At 72.6% G+C, this 19,797-nt stretch carries 20 protein-coding genes and 1 tRNA gene; 12 read left to right on the top strand and 9 right to left on the bottom strand.

The window, feature by feature from the left end:
- Positions 1–117 precede the first annotated feature (117 nt).
- Together ACFYX0_RS26170 and ACFYX0_RS26165 are read left to right on the top strand one after the other, a co-directional pair.
- Positions 118–705, top strand: coding sequence for a TetR/AcrR family transcriptional regulator (locus ACFYX0_RS26170; protein WP_388973563.1), 588 nt, complete (start codon positions 118–120; stop codon positions 703–705).
- Between the two features lie 191 nt (positions 706–896).
- Positions 897–1,034: a hypothetical protein gene (locus ACFYX0_RS26165; RefSeq protein WP_355916511.1), complete on the top strand. Its 138-nt coding sequence runs from the start codon at positions 897–899 to the stop codon at positions 1,032–1,034.
- Positions 1,035–1,155: 121 nt separating this feature from the next.
- On the opposite strand, the gene ACFYX0_RS26160 is transcribed toward ACFYX0_RS26165, so the two are convergent.
- Positions 1,156–1,542, bottom strand: coding sequence for a hypothetical protein (locus ACFYX0_RS26160; RefSeq protein ID WP_311699846.1), 387 nt, complete (start codon positions 1,540–1,542; stop codon positions 1,156–1,158).
- A 150-nt stretch (positions 1,543–1,692) separates the two neighbouring features.
- Between ACFYX0_RS26160 and ACFYX0_RS26155 the strand changes: the two genes are divergently transcribed.
- Complete coding sequence (locus ACFYX0_RS26155; protein WP_388973561.1) at positions 1,693–6,123, top strand: HAD-IC family P-type ATPase; 4,431 nt, start codon at positions 1,693–1,695, stop codon at positions 6,121–6,123.
- A gap of 28 nt (positions 6,124–6,151) precedes the next feature.
- Here the strand turns inward: ACFYX0_RS26155 and ACFYX0_RS26150 are convergent, their stop codons facing one another.
- Entirely contained in the window at positions 6,152–7,354 is a 1,203-nt protein-coding gene (locus ACFYX0_RS26150) for a hypothetical protein (RefSeq protein WP_388973559.1), read from the bottom strand.
- A 117-nt stretch (positions 7,355–7,471) separates the two neighbouring features.
- Positions 7,472–9,274, bottom strand: a complete 1,803-nt coding sequence (kstD, locus tag ACFYX0_RS26145) for a 3-oxosteroid 1-dehydrogenase (RefSeq protein ID WP_388973557.1) — start codon at positions 9,272–9,274, stop codon at positions 7,472–7,474.
- Positions 9,275–9,510: 236 nt separating this feature from the next.
- Between kstD and ACFYX0_RS26140 the strand changes: the two genes are divergently transcribed.
- Positions 9,511–10,077, top strand: coding sequence for a cysteine hydrolase family protein (locus tag ACFYX0_RS26140; RefSeq protein WP_388973555.1), 567 nt, complete (start codon positions 9,511–9,513; stop codon positions 10,075–10,077).
- Positions 10,078–10,243: 166 nt separating this feature from the next.
- Here ACFYX0_RS26140 and ACFYX0_RS26135 read toward each other — a convergent pair.
- Positions 10,244–10,317: transfer RNA gene (locus ACFYX0_RS26135), tRNA-Pro, on the bottom strand.
- Positions 10,318–10,417: 100 nt separating this feature from the next.
- Here ACFYX0_RS26135 and ACFYX0_RS26130 point away from each other — a divergent pair.
- Both ACFYX0_RS26130 and cobF read left to right on the top strand, forming a co-directional pair.
- Positions 10,418–10,942, top strand: coding sequence for a DUF309 domain-containing protein (locus tag ACFYX0_RS26130; RefSeq protein WP_388973553.1), 525 nt, complete (start codon positions 10,418–10,420; stop codon positions 10,940–10,942).
- A 57-nt stretch (positions 10,943–10,999) separates the two neighbouring features.
- Complete coding sequence (gene cobF / locus ACFYX0_RS26125; RefSeq protein WP_355924130.1) at positions 11,000–11,770, top strand: precorrin-6A synthase (deacetylating); 771 nt, start codon at positions 11,000–11,002, stop codon at positions 11,768–11,770.
- A 14-nt stretch (positions 11,771–11,784) separates the two neighbouring features.
- Here the strand turns inward: cobF and ACFYX0_RS26120 are convergent, their stop codons facing one another.
- Positions 11,785–12,531, bottom strand: a complete 747-nt coding sequence (locus tag ACFYX0_RS26120; RefSeq protein WP_311699840.1) for a cobalt-precorrin-6A reductase — start codon at positions 12,529–12,531, stop codon at positions 11,785–11,787.
- 82 nt (positions 12,532–12,613) lie between these two features.
- Here ACFYX0_RS26120 and ACFYX0_RS26115 point away from each other — a divergent pair, with 82 nt between their 5' ends.
- Complete coding sequence (locus ACFYX0_RS26115; protein ID WP_311699839.1) at positions 12,614–13,402, top strand: HAD-IIA family hydrolase; 789 nt, start codon at positions 12,614–12,616, stop codon at positions 13,400–13,402.
- 14 nt (positions 13,403–13,416) lie between these two features.
- Here the strand turns inward: ACFYX0_RS26115 and ACFYX0_RS26110 are convergent, their stop codons facing one another.
- The 4 genes from ACFYX0_RS26110 to ACFYX0_RS26095 all read right to left on the bottom strand — a co-directional run bounded on the left by ACFYX0_RS26110 (position 13,417) and on the right by ACFYX0_RS26095 (position 16,206).
- Complete coding sequence (locus tag ACFYX0_RS26110) at positions 13,417–14,190, bottom strand: sulfite exporter TauE/SafE family protein (protein ID WP_388973551.1); 774 nt, start codon at positions 14,188–14,190, stop codon at positions 13,417–13,419.
- 115 nt (positions 14,191–14,305) lie between these two features.
- Positions 14,306–14,728 (bottom strand): DUF6980 family protein, encoded by a 423-nt coding sequence (locus ACFYX0_RS26105; protein WP_311699837.1) that lies wholly within the window; start codon positions 14,726–14,728, stop codon positions 14,306–14,308.
- Positions 14,729–14,767: 39 nt separating this feature from the next.
- Positions 14,768–14,914 (bottom strand): hypothetical protein, encoded by a 147-nt coding sequence (locus ACFYX0_RS26100; RefSeq protein ID WP_388973549.1) that lies wholly within the window; start codon positions 14,912–14,914, stop codon positions 14,768–14,770.
- A 104-nt stretch (positions 14,915–15,018) separates the two neighbouring features.
- Positions 15,019–16,206, bottom strand: coding sequence for a thiolase family protein (locus ACFYX0_RS26095; protein WP_388973547.1), 1,188 nt, complete (start codon positions 16,204–16,206; stop codon positions 15,019–15,021).
- Between the two features lie 150 nt (positions 16,207–16,356).
- Here ACFYX0_RS26095 and ACFYX0_RS26090 point away from each other — a divergent pair, with 150 nt between their 5' ends.
- The 5 genes from ACFYX0_RS26090 to ACFYX0_RS26070 all read left to right on the top strand — a co-directional run bounded on the left by ACFYX0_RS26090 (position 16,357) and on the right by ACFYX0_RS26070 (position 19,661).
- Positions 16,357–16,626 carry a WhiB family transcriptional regulator gene (locus ACFYX0_RS26090; RefSeq protein WP_388973545.1) on the top strand — a complete coding sequence of 90 codons (270 nt, stop codon included), beginning with the start codon at positions 16,357–16,359 and terminating at the stop codon, positions 16,624–16,626.
- Positions 16,623–17,105 carry a Dps family protein gene (locus tag ACFYX0_RS26085; RefSeq protein ID WP_388973543.1) on the top strand — a complete coding sequence of 161 codons (483 nt, stop codon included), beginning with the start codon at positions 16,623–16,625 and terminating at the stop codon, positions 17,103–17,105. Before ACFYX0_RS26090 ends, ACFYX0_RS26085 begins: the two co-directional genes overlap by 4 nt.
- A gap of 71 nt (positions 17,106–17,176) precedes the next feature.
- Positions 17,177–17,515 (top strand): DUF3140 domain-containing protein, encoded by a 339-nt coding sequence (locus ACFYX0_RS26080; protein WP_311699833.1) that lies wholly within the window; start codon positions 17,177–17,179, stop codon positions 17,513–17,515.
- Positions 17,516–17,522: 7 nt separating this feature from the next.
- Entirely contained in the window at positions 17,523–18,179 is a 657-nt protein-coding gene (locus tag ACFYX0_RS26075; RefSeq protein WP_311699832.1) for an endonuclease, read from the top strand.
- A gap of 150 nt (positions 18,180–18,329) precedes the next feature.
- Entirely contained in the window at positions 18,330–19,661 is a 1,332-nt protein-coding gene (locus ACFYX0_RS26070) for a jacalin-like lectin (protein WP_388973541.1), read from the top strand.
- The last annotated feature ends 136 nt before the right edge of the window (positions 19,662–19,797 follow it).

Genomic DNA, 19,797 nt, shown 5'->3' with positions numbered 1-19,797 from the left:
AAGAGGGAGAGAAGCGTCGCCGGAAATTCCCTTGGCCGTCGCTTCATCACGAAGAAAGCGTAATGAGTGAATCCGACTCGGCCGCTCGCCCACGACACGATGAGGTAAGCTGCGCGCATGCACGGTGATCAAGCGGGACCTGAATACGCATTCTCACCGAATCGGGCGGAGAAGCGGACACAAATCATCGAAGCAGCCAAGCAGGTCCTGCTGGAGCACGGGCTCGAAGGGTGCACGGTGCGGGCGGTCGCGGCAGCGAGTCCGCTGACGAAAAGCGCGATCCACTACTACTTTCAGGACATGAACGACCTGGTGGACACGGCCATGACCGCGCACATCGCCGCGTTCGTCCGCACGGTTAGCGACGCGGCGACCGAGGAGTCGGATCCGCGTCGGCGATTCTGGGCGGCCACCGAGTCTTATCTCTCCCTTTTCCAGGGCGAGCCGCGGGCCATCATGCTGTGGCACGAGTACTGGATGCATTGCGTGCGGCAGGGACGGCTCACCGCGATCGACGGAATGTTCGGAGAGGTGACGTCCATTTTCCTTGATTTGCTGTTCGCAATGAATGTCGAAGATGCTCCCAGGCGCGCCCGGATGCTCACCTCTTATTTGATCGGCACCGCCACGAGGCAGACGGTCAGCACACATCCGTTCACGGCCGTACAGGAGGAGATAAGCCTGATCTGTTCGGTCGGCGGATAAATCGGGAGGCCCGGTGGCCACTTTCCCGGAGCGGGAGGCAGCCACCGGCGCTCGGCCGTCCCGACGGTCGCCGCAACCCCACCTGTTCACCGAAGCGACATCACATGTACGCCCCTACGGCACCCGTCGCAGAGAAAACAGGCGCACTTTCGGATACCGGACATCCGCAACCGAGTACAGAAAGTCATGACATGGGCGAGATTCTTGTAGCCGTGGCCACGAAGATCGGCCTCGCGCTGGCCGAGACCATCCTTATGCGTCTCGCGTGGGAGCTGTGGGCCGCGTACGGCCGTCATGTGCGCACGGCCGCCGCCCCGGCCGCCGCCTGACGCACGGCCGCGACAGCGAACACCCCGCCGCACCGGCCGCGGGCATACGGGCGTGAGGCACGTACGCGCGCCCGGCGCGGCGCCGTCGACGCCGCGCGCCGTAGGGTGACCGGCTACGGCCTCAGAGGCCGCTCCCGGTCACGTCGCGGCCCCCGCGGTAGTGCTCGGCCGGCGGTTCGGCATCCTGGCCCCGCCTCCTGCCGCCGCGCAGCAGCCAGGTGGCTCCGCCGACAGCCAGCGCGATCGGCCATTCCAGAGCCCCCGCCACGGCCAGCGCGCCGAGACCCCCGTAGAACACGACGTCCTTGGTCGTCGGCATGCCCGGGACCCGTGACGTCGCCGCCCTCGCCGTACTCGTCACGTCGTCCCTGGTGATGTAGGGAAGCTTCAACGACGGGTGCAGCGTGAGCGTATGCAGGTGCAGTCCGGCACCTTCATGGGCGTGTGTCTCCGGGGACTGTCTCTGGGACGTCTCCCGCTGCGGTGCGGTGCCTACTGTCTTGGCCATCCCACTGCCCTCCTCTCAGAGCGTTACATCCCTTTATTCCATTTTGACCCGCTTGGGGCAGTCTGAGGCTTCCGCCGGATTGAAACCTACGTCGGGTGGCTACTCGTGCAACCGGAGTCAACCCACCGGGCCGGGAGCAGGTGATGCGTGGTGGCACTGCCGGGAGGCACGCTGCTGCGGACCGTCGTGTCCTGCGCGGCCGCCGTACTGCAGGGCGACACGTGCCGGCGCATACGGCACTTCGACGGGCGTGCCCATGTGGCCGTGCGAGGTCTGCGGGAGGGTGAGCTGCCTCCCGCCAAGGCCAGGAAGCTCGCCCAGGAGGTCGAGCGGCGGCTCGCCGAGGTGCCGGGGGTGGCCTGGGCGGTGGCCAACACGGTGCTCGGGCATGTCGTCGTCGCCGCCGCGACCGGGTACGACGCCGAGGACATCGTCGAGACCGTGACCGAGGCGGTCGAGACGATCGAGGAGGCCCACGACATCGATCTCCCCCTGCCCGACCATCCGCTCTCCGGCCGGACGTCCCGGCGCGCCGGGTCGGCGATGGCCCTGCACATGGCCGCGGCGCCACTGGCCGCGGCGGCGGTCCTGGTGCGCAAGGCACCCCTGCCGTCCTCGGTGGCCGCGCTCGCCCCCCTCGTCGAGACGATGCCCCGGCTGCGGTCCCTGGTGGAGCGGGCGGTCGGCACCGAGTACGCCGGACTGCTCATGGCCGGGCTCACGGCCCTGGGCCAGGCCGGCTCCGGAGGGCTCCTCGGCACCGGCGTGGACACCGTCCGGCACGCCCTGCGGATCCTGGAGGCGAACGCGGAGGACGCGACCTGGGCCGCGGCCGAACCGCGCCTGGCGGGCAGCGCCGAGGCGGTCGCCCACCACGCGGCGCCCCCGCTCCCCCGCGAGACCCCGCTGCGGCAGGGTCCCGTCGAGCGTTACGCCGATCAGGTGCCTCTCGTGGCCGCGGCGTCCTTCGCCGGCTCCCTCCTCGTCACCCGGCGCCCCTCGAAGGCCGCCGGCGGCGCGCTGGCGGCGATCCCCAAGGCCCCGCTGCTGGCTCGTGAGGGATTCGCCTGCGCCCTGGGCCGGGGCCTGGCACGCCAGGGGGTCCTGGTGGCCGAGCCCCGTGCGCTGCGCCGGCTGGACCGGATCGGCACGCTGCTCCTCGACACGGACGTGCTGGCCACGGGCTCCCATGTGCTGGCCGATCTGGTGCCCCTCGACGACGCGCCCGCGGGAGAACTCGCCGCGCGGGCCCACCGGCTCTTCGACGGTTCCGCGCCCGAGCGGCTGTCCGAGGACGGCGAGTGGACGCTCGGGCCCGTCGAGGACCTCCCGCTGGACGGAGAGACGGACGCAGACACGGGCGCGGAGGCCCGGGAACGGCTGGAACGCGACGGCGCACGGTTCGTGCTCGGCCTGGCGCGGGGACGGCGCCTGTACGCCGTGGTCAGCGTGGTACCGCGGCTGCACGACGCGGCCGGCGCCTTCGTGCCCGCCGCTCACGCCGCCGGGCTGACCGTCGTGGTCACCGGTGGGTACGCACGGGAACCGGCCGTACGGGAGGCCGACGCGGTGCGCGACGCGGGCGAGCAGGTGCTCGACGTCGTACGGGACCTCCAGCGCGACGGCACCGGGGTGCTGCTGGTCTCCCGCGACCGAACCGCGCTGCAGGCCGCCGACGTGGGGGTCGGCCTGGCCGACCCCGACAGCGGGCCGCCCTGGGGCGCGGACCTGTACGTGGACCGGGATCCGGCGGCGACCGTCGTCCTCGTGCACGCCTGTCGCGCCGCTCGGGACAGCGCCCACCGCGGAGTGCGGCTCGCACAGGCCTCCGCCGCGGTCGGCGCCACGGCGGCGGTGGCCGGGCAGCCGCGGCGGGCCGCGACCCACAGCACGACGGCGTTCAACGCGGCGGCCGCCCTCGGCACGGCCGCCGGTGTCTGGTCGGCGGCACGGCTGCTGCGGCGGCCCCTGCCGCTGACCGATGTGTCCCGGCACCCCTGGCACGCGATGGACCCGGCCACCGTGCTCGACCGGACCGGGAGCAGGGACGCCGGGCTGACCTCGGACGAGGTGCGGGAGCGGGGCATCGCCCGGGGCGAGGAGGTGCGGACGACCTCGCTCGGCCGGGCCTATCTGACCGAGATGGCCAATCCGCTCACGCCCGTGCTGGGAGCCGGCGCGGCCATGTCCGCGTCCGTGGGAGCCGTCCTCGACGCCGTCGTCATCGTGGCCGTCACCGCGCTGTCCGGGCTCTTCGGCGGTTTCCAGCGCCATCGGACCGACCGGGCGGTGGCCCGGCTGCGGCGCAAGTCGGCCGTCATGGCGAAGGCGGTGCGCGACGGCTCGGACACCACCGTCCCCGCGCGGAACCTGACCGTGGGCGACGTGGTCCGGTTGGACGCGGGTGACGTCGTACCGGCCGACGCCCGCCTGCTGGAGGCGCACCACCTGGAGACCGACGAGTCGGCGCTCACCGGCGAGTCGCTCCCGGTGGCCAAGGACGTCGCGCCGGTACTGGCCTCGGGCCTCGCGGACCGTACGTCGATGGTCTACGAGGGCACCACGGTCGCGGCGGGCCGCGGCCGCGCGGTCGTGGTCGCGACCGGCCCCGCGACCGAGGCGAGCCGGGCCGCGACGATCGGCCGGGGCGCCGCCCCCGCCGTCGGGGTGGAGCGCAGGCTCGCCCGGATCACCCGCGGCACCCTGCCGGTGGCGCTCGGTTCGGCCGCGGCGGTGATGGCGGCCGGCACCCTGCGCGGACGCCCGGCCCGGGACACCGTCGGCGCGGGCGTGGGGCTCGCCGTGGCCAGCGTTCCCGAGGGGCTGCCGTTTCTGGTGTCGGCGGCCCAACTCGCCTCCGCCAGAAGGCTTTCCACCCGGGGCGCCCTGGTCCGGGATCCCCGTACCATCGAGGCGGCCGGCCGCACCGACGTGCTCTGCTTCGACAAGACCGGAACCCTCACCCACGGACGCATCTCCCTCGTCTCCGTCGCGGCGGACGGCGACAGCCGGCGCCTGGAGTCGCTCGGCGAGGCACAGCGCTCCGTGCTCGCCGTCGCGCTGCGGGCCACACCGCGCCCGCACGGCGAGGGCGGGCTCGCCCATGCCACCGACGGCGCGGTCACCGCGGGGGCGCAGGAGGCAGGGGTGCGCAGGACGACGGGCGCACCCGGCTGGCAGCGTCTGTCCGCTCTGCCGTTCGAGCCGAGTCGCGGCTTCCACGCCACGCTGTGCCGGTCCGAGGGCCACCGCATCCTGTCGGTGAAGGGAGCCCCCGAGGAGGTCGTCGGACGCTGCGCCACCCGCGGCGGCCGGCCGCTGGACGAGGCGGGCCGAGCGGAGATCCTCGCCGCCGGGGAGAGACTGGCGGCCGAGGGCCACCGCGTCCTCGCCGTCGCCGAACTCCGCGACGCCCCCGAGGGCGACCTCACGGACGAGACCGTGCGGGGGCTCGACTTCGCCGGGTTCCTGGCGTTCGCCGACCGAGTGCGCAAGACCGCCGCGGCCGCGGTGCGTCACCTCGCGGAAGCCGGCGTTCACATCGTGATGATCACTGGCGACCACCCGGCCACCGCCGGCTCGACCGCCGACGAACTGGGCGTCCTGGACGGCAGACGCGTGGTGACCGGTGCCGAGCTCGACGACCTCGACGACCACGCCCTCGACGCGCTGCTGCCTGACATCGGTGTGGTCGCGCGGGGCACCCCCGTGCACAAGGTCCGTATCGTGCAGGCGTTCCAGCGCCTCGGCCGCACGGTCGCGATGACCGGCGACGGCGCCAACGACGCGCCCGCCATCCGGCTCGCCGACATCGGGATCGCCTTCGGCACCCGCGCCACCCCGGCCGCACGGGCGGCGGCCGACCTGGTGGTCACCGACGACCGGCTGGAGACGGTCCTCGCCGCCCTGGTGGAGGGGCGCGCCATGTGGGCCTCGGTACGTCAGGCCCTGGCGATCCTGGTGGGCGGCAACCTTGGGGAGATCGCGTTCACCCTGCTCGGTGCGGCCGCCACCGGCACCTCACCACTGACGGCCCGTCAACTGCTGTTGGTCAACCTGTTCACGGACCTCGCACCTGCCATGGCCGTGGCCCTGCGCCCGCCCGAGGCCACCGACCGCATGGTCCACGAAGGCCCCGAGGTCTCGCTCGGTACGGCGCTGACCGAGGAGACCGTGTGCCGCGCCGTGGCCACCACCCTCGGCGCGACGGCCGGTTGGCTCGCCGCCCGGTTCACCGGGCGCCGCGCCCGCGCCCGTACCGTCGCGCTGGTCGCGCTGGTGGGCTCCCAGCTCGGCCAGACACTGCTGGCCGGGGGCCGGAGCAGATCGATCGTCGTCTCCTCCGTGGGCTCCCTGGCGGCGCTGGCCGCCGTCGTCCAGACCCCGGTGCTCAGCCAGTTCTTCGGCTGTACGCCCCTCGGCCCGGCCGCCTGGGCCATCGCCCTGTCCGCGGCGACCGGGGCGACGGTCGTCTCACCGTTCCTGCCGGCTCTGGTCCACCGGGTGAACACCCTCGTACCGCGACCGGAGACGCGGCCGCAGGAGCAACCGCACCCGCAACCGGCCGTCGTTCCGGCCTAGCCGATTCCTGTGTCCGGTGCGCCCGGCGTCAGGACTGCTCCGGAGCCGCCTTCCGCAGGGCCGCGATGCAGGTGCCGATGGCCGTCTGCAACTCCTCCAGCCGCTGGAGCATGTCGTCCTCGTACAGGTCGTCGAGGTCGTCCGCGTCGTCCAGGGTCAGTTCCTCGAAGACCTTCGTCGCCCGCTGCAGGCTGCCGTAGAACTTCGTACGGCGTTCCTGGCGGCGCAGCTCCGGATCGGCCTCGACGGTCTGGACGACGAGTTCCTTCACCGTGTCGTAGGCCTCCGTGGCCCACTGTCCGGTGTCCTCCCCGTCGTCCAGCTCGTCGATGAGGGACAGATGGCGCTCGGCCTCCGCGCGGAGTTCGGCGGGCGCGTCGATCGTCTGCCCGGCGGGCGTCTTGACCTGGCCGTTCTCGACGATCTGGCGTACATAGCCGATCCGGTCCGCGGCCCGGCTCTCGGTGGCGACCGCCTTCTTCAGCTCGTCGGTGCGGGCGACGTCACGGGCCAGCTCGGTCTGCAGGACGGGGTCCTCCCTGAGCCGGTCGAGCAGTGCGGACCGCGCGGTCCTGGCGGTCGCGGGGTCGGCGAGGATGGCGGCGCGCAGCGCGGTGGGGTTCTCGGCGACCTCCAGCGCCTTGGTCGGCCGGATGCCCTCGGCCTCGGCCGCCGCGGCGATGGCGGTCCCCCGCTCGGAGGACGCGCTGGAGCGGGCGGTGTAGTACGAGTGCCACACATCGGAGTCCGGCAGTTCGATGTCCTGGCCGGGGACCAGGATCTCGAAGTGCGGCACCAGCCCGTCGTCGGCGGCCTTGTCCCACGCCTTGTAGTAGCGCATGATCCGCTCCGGCGAGCACCCCGCCAGCTCGGCGAAGCGCTTGGCGGAGACCTTGGGCGTCTCGCCCGCGGGCTCGCCGCCGGGCCGTACGCTGCGCGCCACCTTCAGCGCGAACGCCCAGCCACCGGTCCGGGCGTACACCCCGAACTCGCGGGCGTCACGGACCACGACCTCGGCCACCTCGGGCTCCGCCGGATCCGGGACCACGACCTCGGCCACCTCGGGCTCCGCCAGGTCCGGGACCGCGTCATCGGCCGCCCCCGGCTCCACCCAGAACCCCTCGCCGGCGGGGGCCGGTACGGCAGCCGCAGTGTCCTCGGCCTGCGCCGGGGGTACGGGCCGGTCGTCGGACGAACCGGCCGTGTCGGACGGAGGAATCGCTACGGTCACTGGGACTCTCCCGGGCGCTCGCGGACTGTGGGGGGCCGAAGCGAGCAGCCTATATGAACCCGTTGCCATGGGTTTGCGCCCCGCTCCCCGCCCCTCCTCGAGCAGCGCCGCATCCGGTCACGACCCGCCCGCGAGGTCGAGCGCGGCGATGTACCCGAAGGTCATGGCGGGGCCGATCGTCGAGCCCGCGCCCGCGTAGCTGTGCCCCATGACGGCGGCGCTGGCGTTGCCCGCCGCGTACAGACCCGGGATCACGGAACCGTCCGCACGCAGCACCCGTGCCCGCGCGTCCGTGCGCATTCCGCCCTTGGTGCCCAGATCACCCGGGACGATCTTGAAAGCGTAGTACGGCGGCAGCCACAGCGGCGCCAGACAGGAGTTGGGGACGACCGCGGGGTCGGTGTAGTAGTGGTCGTAGGCGCTGTCCCCGCGGTGGAAGTCGGAGTCCTCGCCGCTGCGGGCAAGGGAGTTGAAGCGGCTCACGGTGGCCCGTAGCGCGCCGGCGGGCACGCCGATCTGCCCGGCGAGCGCGTCCAGCGTCCAGGCCTTGTGCGCGGAACCCGAGTCGTACCAGGCGCCGGGGAGGGCGAGGAGCGGCGCGACGTCCTTGAAGAGGTAGCGGTTGCGGTAGTTCTGGTCGACGATCAGCCAGGCCGGGATGTCCGGGTCGCTGGGATTGCGGTCGTACATCGTGTGCACCACGTCGCTGTAGGGGGCGCCCTCGTTGACGAAACGCGCCCCGGCGGCGTTCACCAGCAGTCCGCCGGGCAGGGTGCGTTCGGCGAGACAGAAGTACGGGTCGTCCGGCAGCGGGATGGCCGGGCCCCACCAGGCGTCGTCCATCAGGTCGAGGGCGGCACCGGCCCGCTCGCCGGCCCGGATGCCGTCGCCGGTGTTCTCCCGGGCGCCCACGGTCCAGTCGGTGCCGATGGGCCCTCGCTGGTACTGCTCGCGCATGGCCGCGTTGTGCTCGAAACCGCCGGAGCCGACGATCACACCGCGCCGGGCCCGGAGGAGTCCCGGCGTACCGTCGCGCGTCACGACGGCACCCGTGACCGCCCCGCCCTCCACACGCAGATCGGTGAGCGGGGTGTTCAGCCATACGGGCACGCCCGCGGCGAGCAGTCCGGCTCGCAGACCGGCGGCCAGCGACTGCCCCATGGTCAGGGGCTTCTGGCCGAGGAGGGCCGCCTTGGTGCCGCGGGCGAGGCATTCCGCGGCGACGGCGGCTCCCTTGACGCTGACGGCGGCGAGCGTCAGCCACTTGTAGTCGGCGCTGAAGACGACCAGTCCGGCCGGGACCGCCATGTACGGCGGGTTCAGATGGGCCAGTTCGGCGCCGAGGATGTTCCCGTCGAACTGGTCGGGCTCGATGGAGCGGCCGTTCGGCAGACCGCCGGGCAGCTCGGGGTAGTAGTCGCTGTACCCCTCCATCCAGCGGAAGCGCAGCGGGCTGTGGGCCATGACGAAGGAGATCATCGCGGGACCGTGGCCGAGGAAGGCCCGCTGCCGCTCGACGGGGACGTCCGGGCCGACGACCGCCGCGAGATAGGCCGCCGCCTTCGCCGGGGTGTCGGGGACACCGGCCGCGAGGAGGACGGGGTTGTTCGGGATCCAGACGCCCGCGCCGGAGCGCGCCGCCGAGCCGCCGAAGGTGGCCGCCTTCTCCACGACCACACAGCTCAGCCCCTGATGGGCGGCCGTCAGCGCGGCCGTCATGCCCGCCGCGCCGGAACCGATCACGACGACGTCGTACGTGCCGAGCGAGGGCAGGTCGGCCGCGGGCGCCGAGCCGGCGGCCTGGGGCAGCCCGGCCGCGAGGGCGAGCCCGGCGCCGGTCGCGCCGAGCACCTGTCGGCGCGACGGTCCGGCCGCCGCGGGGGATGCGGTGGGTCTCGCGGGGTCCGCGCTGGCGGCCATGGCAGATCGCTCCCGGGATGACGAGGGACGGTGAGGCGTACGGACAGCCGTATCTGACGTAGCGTCAGGAAATGTGACGCCGGGGCCCCGCGAAGTCAAGGGGCAGGACCCTCCCCGGCGCACGCCCGGCGGGCGGTACGGCGTCCTGCCGCGCCGCGGTTCCCGCACCCGGTTGTCAGTGGCCGCCGCTACGGTGTGAGGCGACCTGGCACCTCACGAGGAATCCGGGAGTCTTTATGACAACCCTGCCGGACCGGCCGAACACGGCGCTGCTCATCATCGACGTGCAGAACGGGGTGGTGGCCACCGCCCACAACCGCGACGACGTGCTCGCGAACATCAACACCCTGATCGGCAAGGCCCGCGCGGAGGACGTGCCGGTGATCTGGGTGCAGCACTCCGACGACGACCTCGTGCGGGGCAGCGAGAGCTGGCAGTACGTGCCGGAGCTGGAGCGCCACGACCCGGAACCGCTCGTCCACAAGCTGTACGGCGACTCGTTCGAGGACACGGAGCTGGAGGCGCTGCTCGCCGAGCGCGGGGTGGGCCGCGTCGTCGTCACGGGCGCCGCGACCGACATGTGCGTCCGCTCGACCCTGCACGGCGCCATCGCGCGGGGCTACGACGCCACGCTCGTGACCGACGCACACACCACGGAGGACCTCACCGCATACGGCGCACCGCCCCCGGCCCAGGTGATCGCCCACATCAACCTGTACTGGAACTGGCAGACCGCCCCCGGCCGCCGCGGCGACACGGCGGCCACGGCGGAGGTGACCTTCACACCGACCGACGCCGGCTGAACGGCCCGGATCCGCCGCCTCGGGTCTCCTGGGCGCGGCGGACCGTGTCCGGTCGGGCATGTCCCGTACCGGGCCGACGGCAAGGTGAGTCGCGTGCCGGACGTCGAGGGCACAGCACACGAAAAGGGTCCCCGCAGGCTCTCGCCCGCGAAGACCCTTCGCACCGTCGGGACGACAGGATTTGAACCTGCGACCCCTTGACCCCCAGTCAAGTGCGCTACCAAGCTGCGCCACGTCCCGGTGCGCTTCCCGCGGTGGCCCGCGTGATCGCGCGGACAGAACTTTACCCCACGCCGGGGGCTGCCCCGAAAGGCACGGGCGGCGGGGGGACAATCGGGGTATGGACGACGCATCGGAGGCCGGCGCGGGCCGGGCACGGGACCGGGACGCCGAGGGACGGGCCCGCAACGCTCGGCCGCGGGACGGGCTGGGGCGGCCGCTGCCGTACGGGGCGCCGGGCGTGGCGCGGCAGCCGGAGGGTGTCGTGCGCACTCCGCGGGACACCGTGAGCAAGGCTCAGGCGCTGCTGGACGCCGGACGGCCGTTCCATGCGCACGAGGTTTTCGAGGACGCCTGGAAGTCGGGTCCGGACGAGGAGCGTGCGCTGTGGCGTGGGCTCGCGCAGATGGCGGTCGGTCTCACCCACGCGGCGCGGGGCAACACGACGGGCGGTGCCCGGCTGCTGCGCCGCGGTGCCGCGGCGGTCGAGGGGTGGGCGGCCGAGACCGGCGAGGACCGGCCGTACGGCATGGACGTGGCGCAACTGGTCGCCTGGGCAAATGAGTCGGCGTCTGTCGTGGAGCGGGACGCGGCCGCGGTGGACGCGCAGGCGTGGGCGCCCCGGCTGCTCGGAGAGCGGCGGTAGGCCGACCGGGGCAGGGGCCTGCGCGGGTCCCCGGTGGCGTACGGCAGACTCGGGGGCGTGCGAACGATTCATGTCATCGGCATCGGGGCGGGCGACCCCGACCAGCTGACCCTGCAGGCGGTCAAGGCGCTGAAGAGCACGGATGTGTTCTTCGTGCTCGACAAGGGCGAGGTGAAGTCGGACCTCGTGCAACTGCGCCACGACATTCTCGACGCGCATCTGCCCGAGGGGACGTACCGGCTGGCCGAGGCACGGGACCCCGAGCGCGACCGGGCCGCGGGCGGCAGCGCCTACTCCCCCGCCGTCGGCGACTGGCGCTCGGCGCGCGCCGACATCTACGAGCGGCTGATCGCCGAGGAGCTGGGCGAGGACGACACCGGCGCCTTCCTCGTCTGGGGCGATCCCGCGCTCTACGACAGCACGCTCGGCATCCTGGAGGAGATCCTGGACCGCGGCACGGTGACGTTCTCGTACGACGTCATCCCCGGAATCAGCAGTGTCTCGGCGCTCGTCGCGAAGCACCGCACGGGGCTCAACCGGGTGGCCCGGCCCGTGCAGATCACCACGGGGCGCCGGCTCGCGGAGGGCCTCCCGGAAGGCGTCGACGACGTGGTCGTCATGCTCGACGCCCACCAGACCTTCCGGCAGTACGCGGACCAGGACATCGACATCTACTGGGGCGCGTACATCGGCACGCCGGACGAGATCCTCGTCTCCGGCCCCCTCGCCGAGACGGCGGAGCTCATCGAGCGGCTGCGGGCCGAGGCCAGGGAACGCAAGGGCTGGATCATGGACACGTATCTGCTGCGCAGGAATCCGCGGGACTGAGCCGGACCGGCCGGTCACCGAGGAGCGAGCCCCAGCCGCGCGAGTGCCGCCGACACGTCCGATACCGCCGTGACGCCCTCGGGCAACGGCGGACGCCGTACGACGACCACCGGCACCGCCTGTTCCCGCGCCGCGGTGAGCTTGGCCGCCGTCGCCGCGCCCCCGCTGTCCTTCGTCACCAGCACCTCGATGCGGTGCTCGCGCAGCAGCGCGGTCTCGTCCTCGACCGTGAAGGGCCCCCGGGCGAGCAGCACGTCCGTGTGCGGCGGCAGAGGCGGCCCGGGCGGCTCCACCGACCGTACGACGAAGTGAAGATCCGTCAGCCGGGCGAAGGCGGCGAGGCCGAGCCGGCCGGTGGTGAGGAACACCCGTCGGCCGAGTCGCGGCAGCAGCGCGGCCGCGTCGTCGAGCGAGGCCGCCTCGTGCCAAAGGTCGCCGGGCCGCGCGCGCCAGCCGGGGCGGCGCAGCACCACGGCCGGGACACCGGTGTCCGCGGCGGCCCGCGCGGCGTTCGCGGTGATCCCGGCGGCGAACGGGTGCGTGGCGTCGACCAGCGCGTCCACGCGGTGCTCGCGGAGCCACGCCGCCAGCCCCTCCGCACCTCCGAAGCCGCCGACCCGTACGTCCCCGTCCAGCGACCCCGGCCGCGACACCCGCCCGGCCAGGGAGGTGGTCACCCGCACGCCGGAACGGGCCGCGAGCGAGGCGGCCAGTTCACGTGCCTCGGTGGTACCGCCGAGGACCAGGACGTGGAGGGGCATGGACATGAGAGTACGGGCTGCCCGGGCGCCCGCCGCCCGTGGCCTCACGGCGCACGGGCGCTCGGCTCGCTAGGGTCCCGACATGGATGCAGTGCGCGCCGTCCTCATCGACATCGACGGGGTCCTCACCGTCTCGTGGCAGCCGCTGCCGGGCACGGTCGAGGCGTTGCGGGAGATCCGCGCTTCGGGTCTCGCCGTCGCCCTGGTCACCAACACGACGTCCCGCACCCGGGCGTCGGTCGCCGAGACCCTCTCGGGCGCCGGTTTCCCGGTGGCCGCGGAGGACATCCTCACCGCGCCCTCCGTCACCGCCCGGTATCTCGCCGACCACTGTCCGGGAGCACGGTGCGCGCTGCTCAACAGCGGTGACATCCGGGCGGACCTGGTCGGGGTCTCGGTGGTCGACGACGACGCCGACGAGGACACTCCCCCGGACGTCGTGCTCCTCGGCGGTGCCGGGCCGGAGTTCGACTACACGGCGCTCAACCGCGCGTTCGGTCATCTCCAGCGGGGAGCGCGGCTGATCGCCATGCACCGCAATCTGTACTGGCGTACGGACCAGGGGCTGCAGCTCGACTCGGGGGCTTTCCTGCTCGGGCTGGAGCGGGCCGCGGGGGTCGAGGCCGAGGTCACGGGTAAGCCGTCACCCGCGTTCTTCGAGGCGGCGCTGGCCCGCCTCGGGGTCGGCGCGGGCCAGGCGCTCATGGTCGGCGACGACATCGAGAACGACGTCCTCGCGGCCCAGCGTGCCGGGATCACCGGGGTCCTCGTCCGGACCGGCAAGTACCGCGCGGAGACCTACCGGGCCGCGAGCGGCGAGCCCGACCACGTCCTCGACTCCTTCGCGGATCTCCCCACGCTGCTGCGCTAGCGCGGCGGTCCCGCTCAGCGCAGCAGCAGTTGGGCCGCGCCCACCACGGTGGCCACGATGACCAGTTGCTCGAACAGACGCTGGTTGATCCGGTCGAGCGCCCACCGCCCGATGAACGCGCCCGGCACCACGAACACCGCGAGCGCCGCGTCCAGCAGCAGCGAGCGGCCGTCGATCAGGCCGAGCCCCGCGCTGAAGGGCACCTTGGAGACGTTGACGATCAGGAAGAAGAAGGCCGAGGTGCCAAGGAAGCCCAGCTTCCGGAAGCCCGCCGACAGCAGGTACATCGACATGACCGGGCCGCCGGCGTTCGCGACCATCGTGGTGAAACCGCCGAGGACGCCGTAGGAGCGGGCCTTGACCCGGCCGGCGCGGGTGGTCACCGCGTCCGGGTCCTCCTCCCGGCCGGCGGTACGCCGGCGCCACAGCGTGACCCCGGTCATCAGCAGCAGGATCGCGCCGATCGACGTCCGTACAACCCGGTCGTCCGCCCACACCAGGAACAGGGTGCCCAGGACGACACCCACGGCGACCGCCGGGAACAGGCGCCACAGGGTGGGCCAGTGGGCGTGCCGCCGGTAGGTGAGGACCGCGAGGACATCGCCGACGATCAGCACGGGCAGCAGGACACCGGTGGAGGCACGGGCGGGCAGGACCGCGGCGAAGATCGCGAGGCTGATGGTGTTGGCACCGCTGACAGCGGTCTTGGAGAAGCCGACGAGCATCGCCGCGCCGGCCAGCGCGGCGAACCCCCAGGTCGATATGTTCCAGAGCGACATCGTGTTCATGCGGAGACCGGTCCTCCGCCCGCGCATCGCCCAACGGCGGACACCAGCGACTCATACCCGACAACCCGCACCGACCGCACCGACCCCACCGACCCCACCGACCCCACCGACCGCATCACTGACTCCCGCCCGACGCGCCGAGCCAGCGGTCGTCCTGGAACTCAGCGGGTATCTCATCGCTCCACGGATCGATGCCGCGGCTCTCCAACTCCTCGAACCACCGGTCCCGCTGGGACTCGGGGAGCCGCTGCCCGCACCAGGGACAGAAGTCGATCCCGATGCTCGACGTACCGCCGTCGTGGACGATGAGCCCGTACTCCCGGAACCTCGCGGTGAACACGATCAGCGCGTCCGGGCAGGCGAAAGCCTCGTCGTGCCGCTCACAGCTCCGGTTCACCCGTTCCGTCATCGCCGGACAGCAGTGTCGGGTCATCGCCTCGGCTTCTCGTGGATCGTCCGTGTCGTGGCAGTAGATCACGGCCGCGACGACCGCCGAGCGGGGGCCCGCGCTCTCCACCGTCCACCGCACTCCGCCCACGGGCCGTACGCCGTTACGCCTGCGACCTGCTGCCCTCGTTCAGGGCCGGTGTCCCGGGGGCACGAACGGGGGCCTGAGCGCGGGCGGCAGGTCGGACACCGTGCCGAACACCGGGACGTGTTCCGGGTTCATGGTGTCGTGCTCCGGCGTCGCGATCATTCCCGCCGACAGCAGGATCTTGATCAACGTGCTCTGCGTCTGGAGACCGATCGCCCCTGGACACCGGACGACGGGCGCGTCAGGACGGCCCGAGGCAAGGCTGTCGAATCTGTTCCTTGTCCGGGAAAGTCCTACGGGCGTTCCACAAGCACCGTGCTGCCCTGTCCGACCCCCACGCACATCGTGGCGAGACCGCGGGCCGCTCCCGTGCGGCGCATCCGGTGCAGCAGGGTCGTCAGGATGCGTGCGCCCGAGCAGCCGAGCGGGTGCCCGAGGGCGATGGCGCCGCCGTCGGGGTTGACCAGCTCCGGGTCGATGCCGAGACGGTCGACGCAGGCGAGGGTCTGGGCGGCGAAGGCCTCGTTGAGCTCGGCCTCCTCGATGGAGCCGATCGTCCAGCCGACCCGGGCGAGGGCCTTCTCGGTGGCGGGGACGGGCCCGATGCCCATCACGTCCGGGGGGACGCCGGCCGAGGCGCCCGCGACATAGCGGCCGAGCGACTCCAGGCCCAGCTCGTCGAGGGCCTCCTCACTGACGAGGAGAAGTCCGGCGGCACCGTCGTTCATGGGCGAGGCGTTGCCCGCGGTGACGGTGCCGTCCTCGCGGAAGACCGGCCGGAGCCGGGCGAGTTTCTCGTACGAGGTGTCCTCGCGGACGCATTCGTCGGCGGCGACCACGACCCCGTCCGGCCTGGTCACGGGCAGGAGTTCGCCGTCGAACCAGCCGTTCTTGCGGGCGTCCGCGGCCCGCCGGTGGCTGCGCAGCGCGAACTCGTCCTGACGGGCGCGCTCGATGCCGTACCGCTCCGCGACCTCCTCGGCGGTCTCCCCCATGGACAGCAGTCCGTGGAGGTCCTTCATCGCGGGGTTGACCAGGCGCCAGCCGAGACGGGTGTCGGCGGTCTCCATGCGGTGCGGCAGCACCTCGTCGGGGCGGGGCAGCACGAAGGGGGCGCGGCTCATGGACTCGGAGCCGCCCGCGAGCACGATGTCCGCCTCGCCCGCCGCGATCGTGCGGGCGGCGGCCGTCACCGCCTCCAGGCCGGAGGCGCACAGCCGGTTGACCGTGGCGCCCGGAACGGATGCGGGCAGCCCGGCGAGAAGGACGGCCATGCGGGCGACGTTGCGGTTGTCCTCGCCGGCCTGGTTGGCGGCGCCCCAGTAGACGTCGTCGATACGGGCGGGGTCGAGGCCGGGCACCTGCGCGACCAGGTCGCGGATCACGGCCGCGGCGAGGTCGTCGGGCCGTACGGAGGACAGCGCACCGCGCAGCTTGCCGATGGGGGTGCGGCGGGCTGCCGCGAAATGGACGGTACGCACGACGGGACTCCTGATCGGCCTCAACCATTAATTAGCACCGCTAGTTTTGAACTATAGACCGCGGACGGCCCGCCGGGAAGTTCCCCGACCCTGTTCCGGGGTGCGGTCGCACCGGGTTTCACCCCATCCGCCTCGGGCACCCGGGCGGCCATGGAGTGGTTGCGGCACGCGGCATGCGTGGGCGAGGACCCCGACCTGTTCTTCCCGGTGGGGTCCTCAGGGCCCGCGTTGGAGGAGACCGCCGCCGCCAAGCGCGTCTGCCGTCGCTGCCCGGTGATCGGCGAGTGCCTGGACTGGGCACTGCGCAGCGGGCAGACGGCGGGCGTCTGGGGCGGCACCGGTGAGCAGGAACGTGCCGAGCTGCTCCGGACCGCGAAAGTCCGGACAAGGACGCCGAGGACAAGGAGAAGCGCTCGATGACCGTGGTGCACGGCACGCTGACCGGACCCGCACGCCGGGTCACGGGGGACGCCCTGCAGGAGACCCTGGTGGATCTGCTGGGGCTGTCGCTCGTCGGAAAGCAGGCCCACTGGAACATCGTCGGACCGAGGTTCCGTTCGATCCACCTCCAGCTGGACGAGGTGGTGGCCACGGCACGCTCGTACGCCGACACGGTGGCCGAGCGGGCCGCCGCGCTGGGCGTCCCGCCGGACGGGCGGCCGGAGACCGTCGCGTCCGCCTTCGGTCTGCCGGGCGTGAAGGACGGCCGGCTGCGCGACACGGACGTCGTACGGCTGATGGCGGAGTCGCTGCAGACGGCGATCGGACGGCTGCGCACTCGGATCGACACCACGGAGAAGGCCGATCCGGTCACCCAGGATCTGCTGATCGGTCTCACCGCGGAGCTGGAGAAGCAGCGCTGGATGTTCGACGCCGAGAACTGGCCGCCGGAGGACTGAACCGGAGCGGCCGGGCCCGGCCCGCCGGGGACGGACAGGGCCCGGCCACCGAGGGCGGAGAGGAGTACGCCATGACCGACGCCCTGGAGATGGACGCGCTGTGGGCCGAGTTCCACCGCGTGGTGAACATGACGTCCCAGGAACTCGCGGCCTGGCTGCGGGTCCGGGACGCTGGCGAGGACACCGAGCCGCTGCCCGAGCGGGCGGGGCCGCCGACCGGGCGGCATGTGCTCGCGATCCTGCAGAAGCGGCGCACGGATCTGACCGACGACGACGTCCAGGTGATGCGCGAGGTCGTGGACACCGTGACGGACGGGCGGGACCTGGAGAACGAGCCCGAGGCGGTGGACGACGAGCGGCGCCACCAGCTGATGACGATCGGCCACGACCCGCTCAGGCCGGGGCGGTGAGACCCCCGTGCCCCGCCAGGGCAAGGCGGACCGTGTCGTCGCCGAACTGCTCGGCGAGCACGGGCACACGTACGCCGAGGAGGCCGGCATCCCGCTGAAGGACACCCCGCAGCCGCTCTACCGGCTGCTGCTGATGGCCCTGCTGCTCAGCGCCCGCATCCGCAGCTCGATCGCCCTCGAGACCGTGCGGGCGCTGCAGGAGGCGGGTCTGCGGGATCCGCGGCGCATGGCCGGGGCCGACTGGCAGGAGCGCGTGGACGCGCTGGGGCGGGGCGGCTACCGGCGCTACGACGAGCGCACTGCGACCCAACTCGGCGGCGGAGCCGAGCTGTTGACGGAGCGTTGGGGTGGCGATCTGCGGCGGATGCGGAAGGAGGCGCACGGGGACGTTCCGGAGCTGCGCCGGTTGCTCCAGGAGATACCGGGGATGGGGCCGGCGGGCGCCGACATCTTTCTGCGGGAGGTGCAGCGGGTCTGGCCGGAGGTGGGGCCCTATCTGGACGCCAAGGCCCTGTCCGGTGCGGAGCGGCTCGGCCTGCCCAAGGATCCGCAGCGGCTGGTGCGGCTCGCCGGGGACACCGAACCGGCCGTGCTGTCGGCCGCGTTGGTGCGTGCGGCCCTGGACAAGAACGTGGCGCAGGAGGTGCTGGAACACGCGGCCTAGGGTCGTCGTCGACGCTGGGGCGACCGTTGGGTGAAGTCTTGCCCGAAGCGGCAGAAAGCGCATTCCCTCACAGCTTCGGCCGCTACGTTGGCGCTGCGTTTTGACATGCGCGCAACATCCACCTCCCGTCACCCCAGGAGCCGTACCCCCATGCGCAGACTCCTCGCCACCCTCGCGGCGACGGCCGCCGTCCTCGGTGGACTCACCACCGCCGCGCCCGCCGCGACGGCGGCCGACTCGGGCACGTTCCGCGTGCTCAGCTACAACGTCGCGGGCCTCCCCGAAGGCCTCTCCAGCGCCCCGACGCCCCGTCAGCCGAGCACGACGACGATCGGCGGTCGGCTCGGCCCGTACGACATCGTCCATGTGCAGGAGGACTTCAACTACCACTCCTACCTGTACGCCTCCGACACCCACCCCTACCGCACGCCCACCAGCGGCGGAGCCGGCATCGGCAGCGGCCTCAACACGCTGTCCGACCTGCCGTACGACACCGACGACTTCGAGCGCGTCCACTGGAAATCGTGCCAGTACGACTCGGGCGACTGCCTCACCCCCAAGGGCTTCACGTTCATGCGGGAGCGGCTCGCCGAGGGCGTGTACGTCGACTTCTACAACCTGCACACCAACGCGGGGACGAACGACGGCGACCTGGCCTCGCGCGCGGACAACCTCAGCCAGCTGACGGACTTCATCCGCACCCACTCCGCGGGCAACGCCGTCGTGGTGATGGGCGACACCAACACCCGCTACACCCGCTCCGGTGACACCATCGCGGAGTTCGCCGCGGCCAACGGACTCACCGACGCCTGGGTCCGGCTCGTGCGCGGCGGCACCCCGCCCGTCAAGGGCAGCGACGCGCTGGTCTGCGACGAGAACGCGGTCACGAACAGCTGCGAGATCGTAGACAAGGTCCTCTACCGAGGCAGCAGGCTCGTCTCGCTGAACGCCACCTCGTACAACAACGAGCACGCGAAGTTCCTCACCGACGACGGGCTCATGCTCTCCGACCACGACCCGATCACCGCGACGTTCGGCTGGTCGCACAACTCCGCCTTCCAGCTCAGTGACCAGTTCGGCGGGCCGCACGGGGACTACTTCAACGACATCGACAGCGTCCCGGCGGGCGCCCGCGCCACGAGCATCACCCTGCGCAGCGGCTCCCGCGTCGACCGCGTCGGCCTGACGCTGAGCAACGGCACCACGCTCGCCCACGGCGGCACCGGCGGCACGGCGTCGTCCCTCACCCTGGGCAGCGGCGAGTACGTGACGAGCGCACAGCTGTGCGAGGGCCGGTACGACGGCCACACGAGGATCTTCTACGCCAAGTTCACGACCAACCTCGGCAACAGCCTGGCGGGCGGCACCACGACGTCCGACTGCGTGACGCGCACGGCGCCCAGCGGCTGGCAGATCGCCGGATTCCACGGCCGCTCCGGCGACGAGGTCGACAAGACCGGCTTCATCTACACCCAGCGCTGACACCGCACGTCGTGGAGGAGAAGGGCCGCTGCCGGATCCGGCCGCGGCCCGTCCGTATGGCACAACCCGGGGGGGGGGGTTATATTTGCGCCGGACCGGGGACGGGGGGGCCCCCCCGGGGGGGGGATAACACCCC

Source organism: Streptomyces sp. NPDC002573, assembly GCF_042889625.1.
Taxonomy (GTDB): domain Bacteria; phylum Actinomycetota; class Actinomycetes; order Streptomycetales; family Streptomycetaceae; genus Streptomyces; species Streptomyces gibsoniae.
This window is presented reverse-complemented; position numbering and strand designations above follow the sequence as displayed.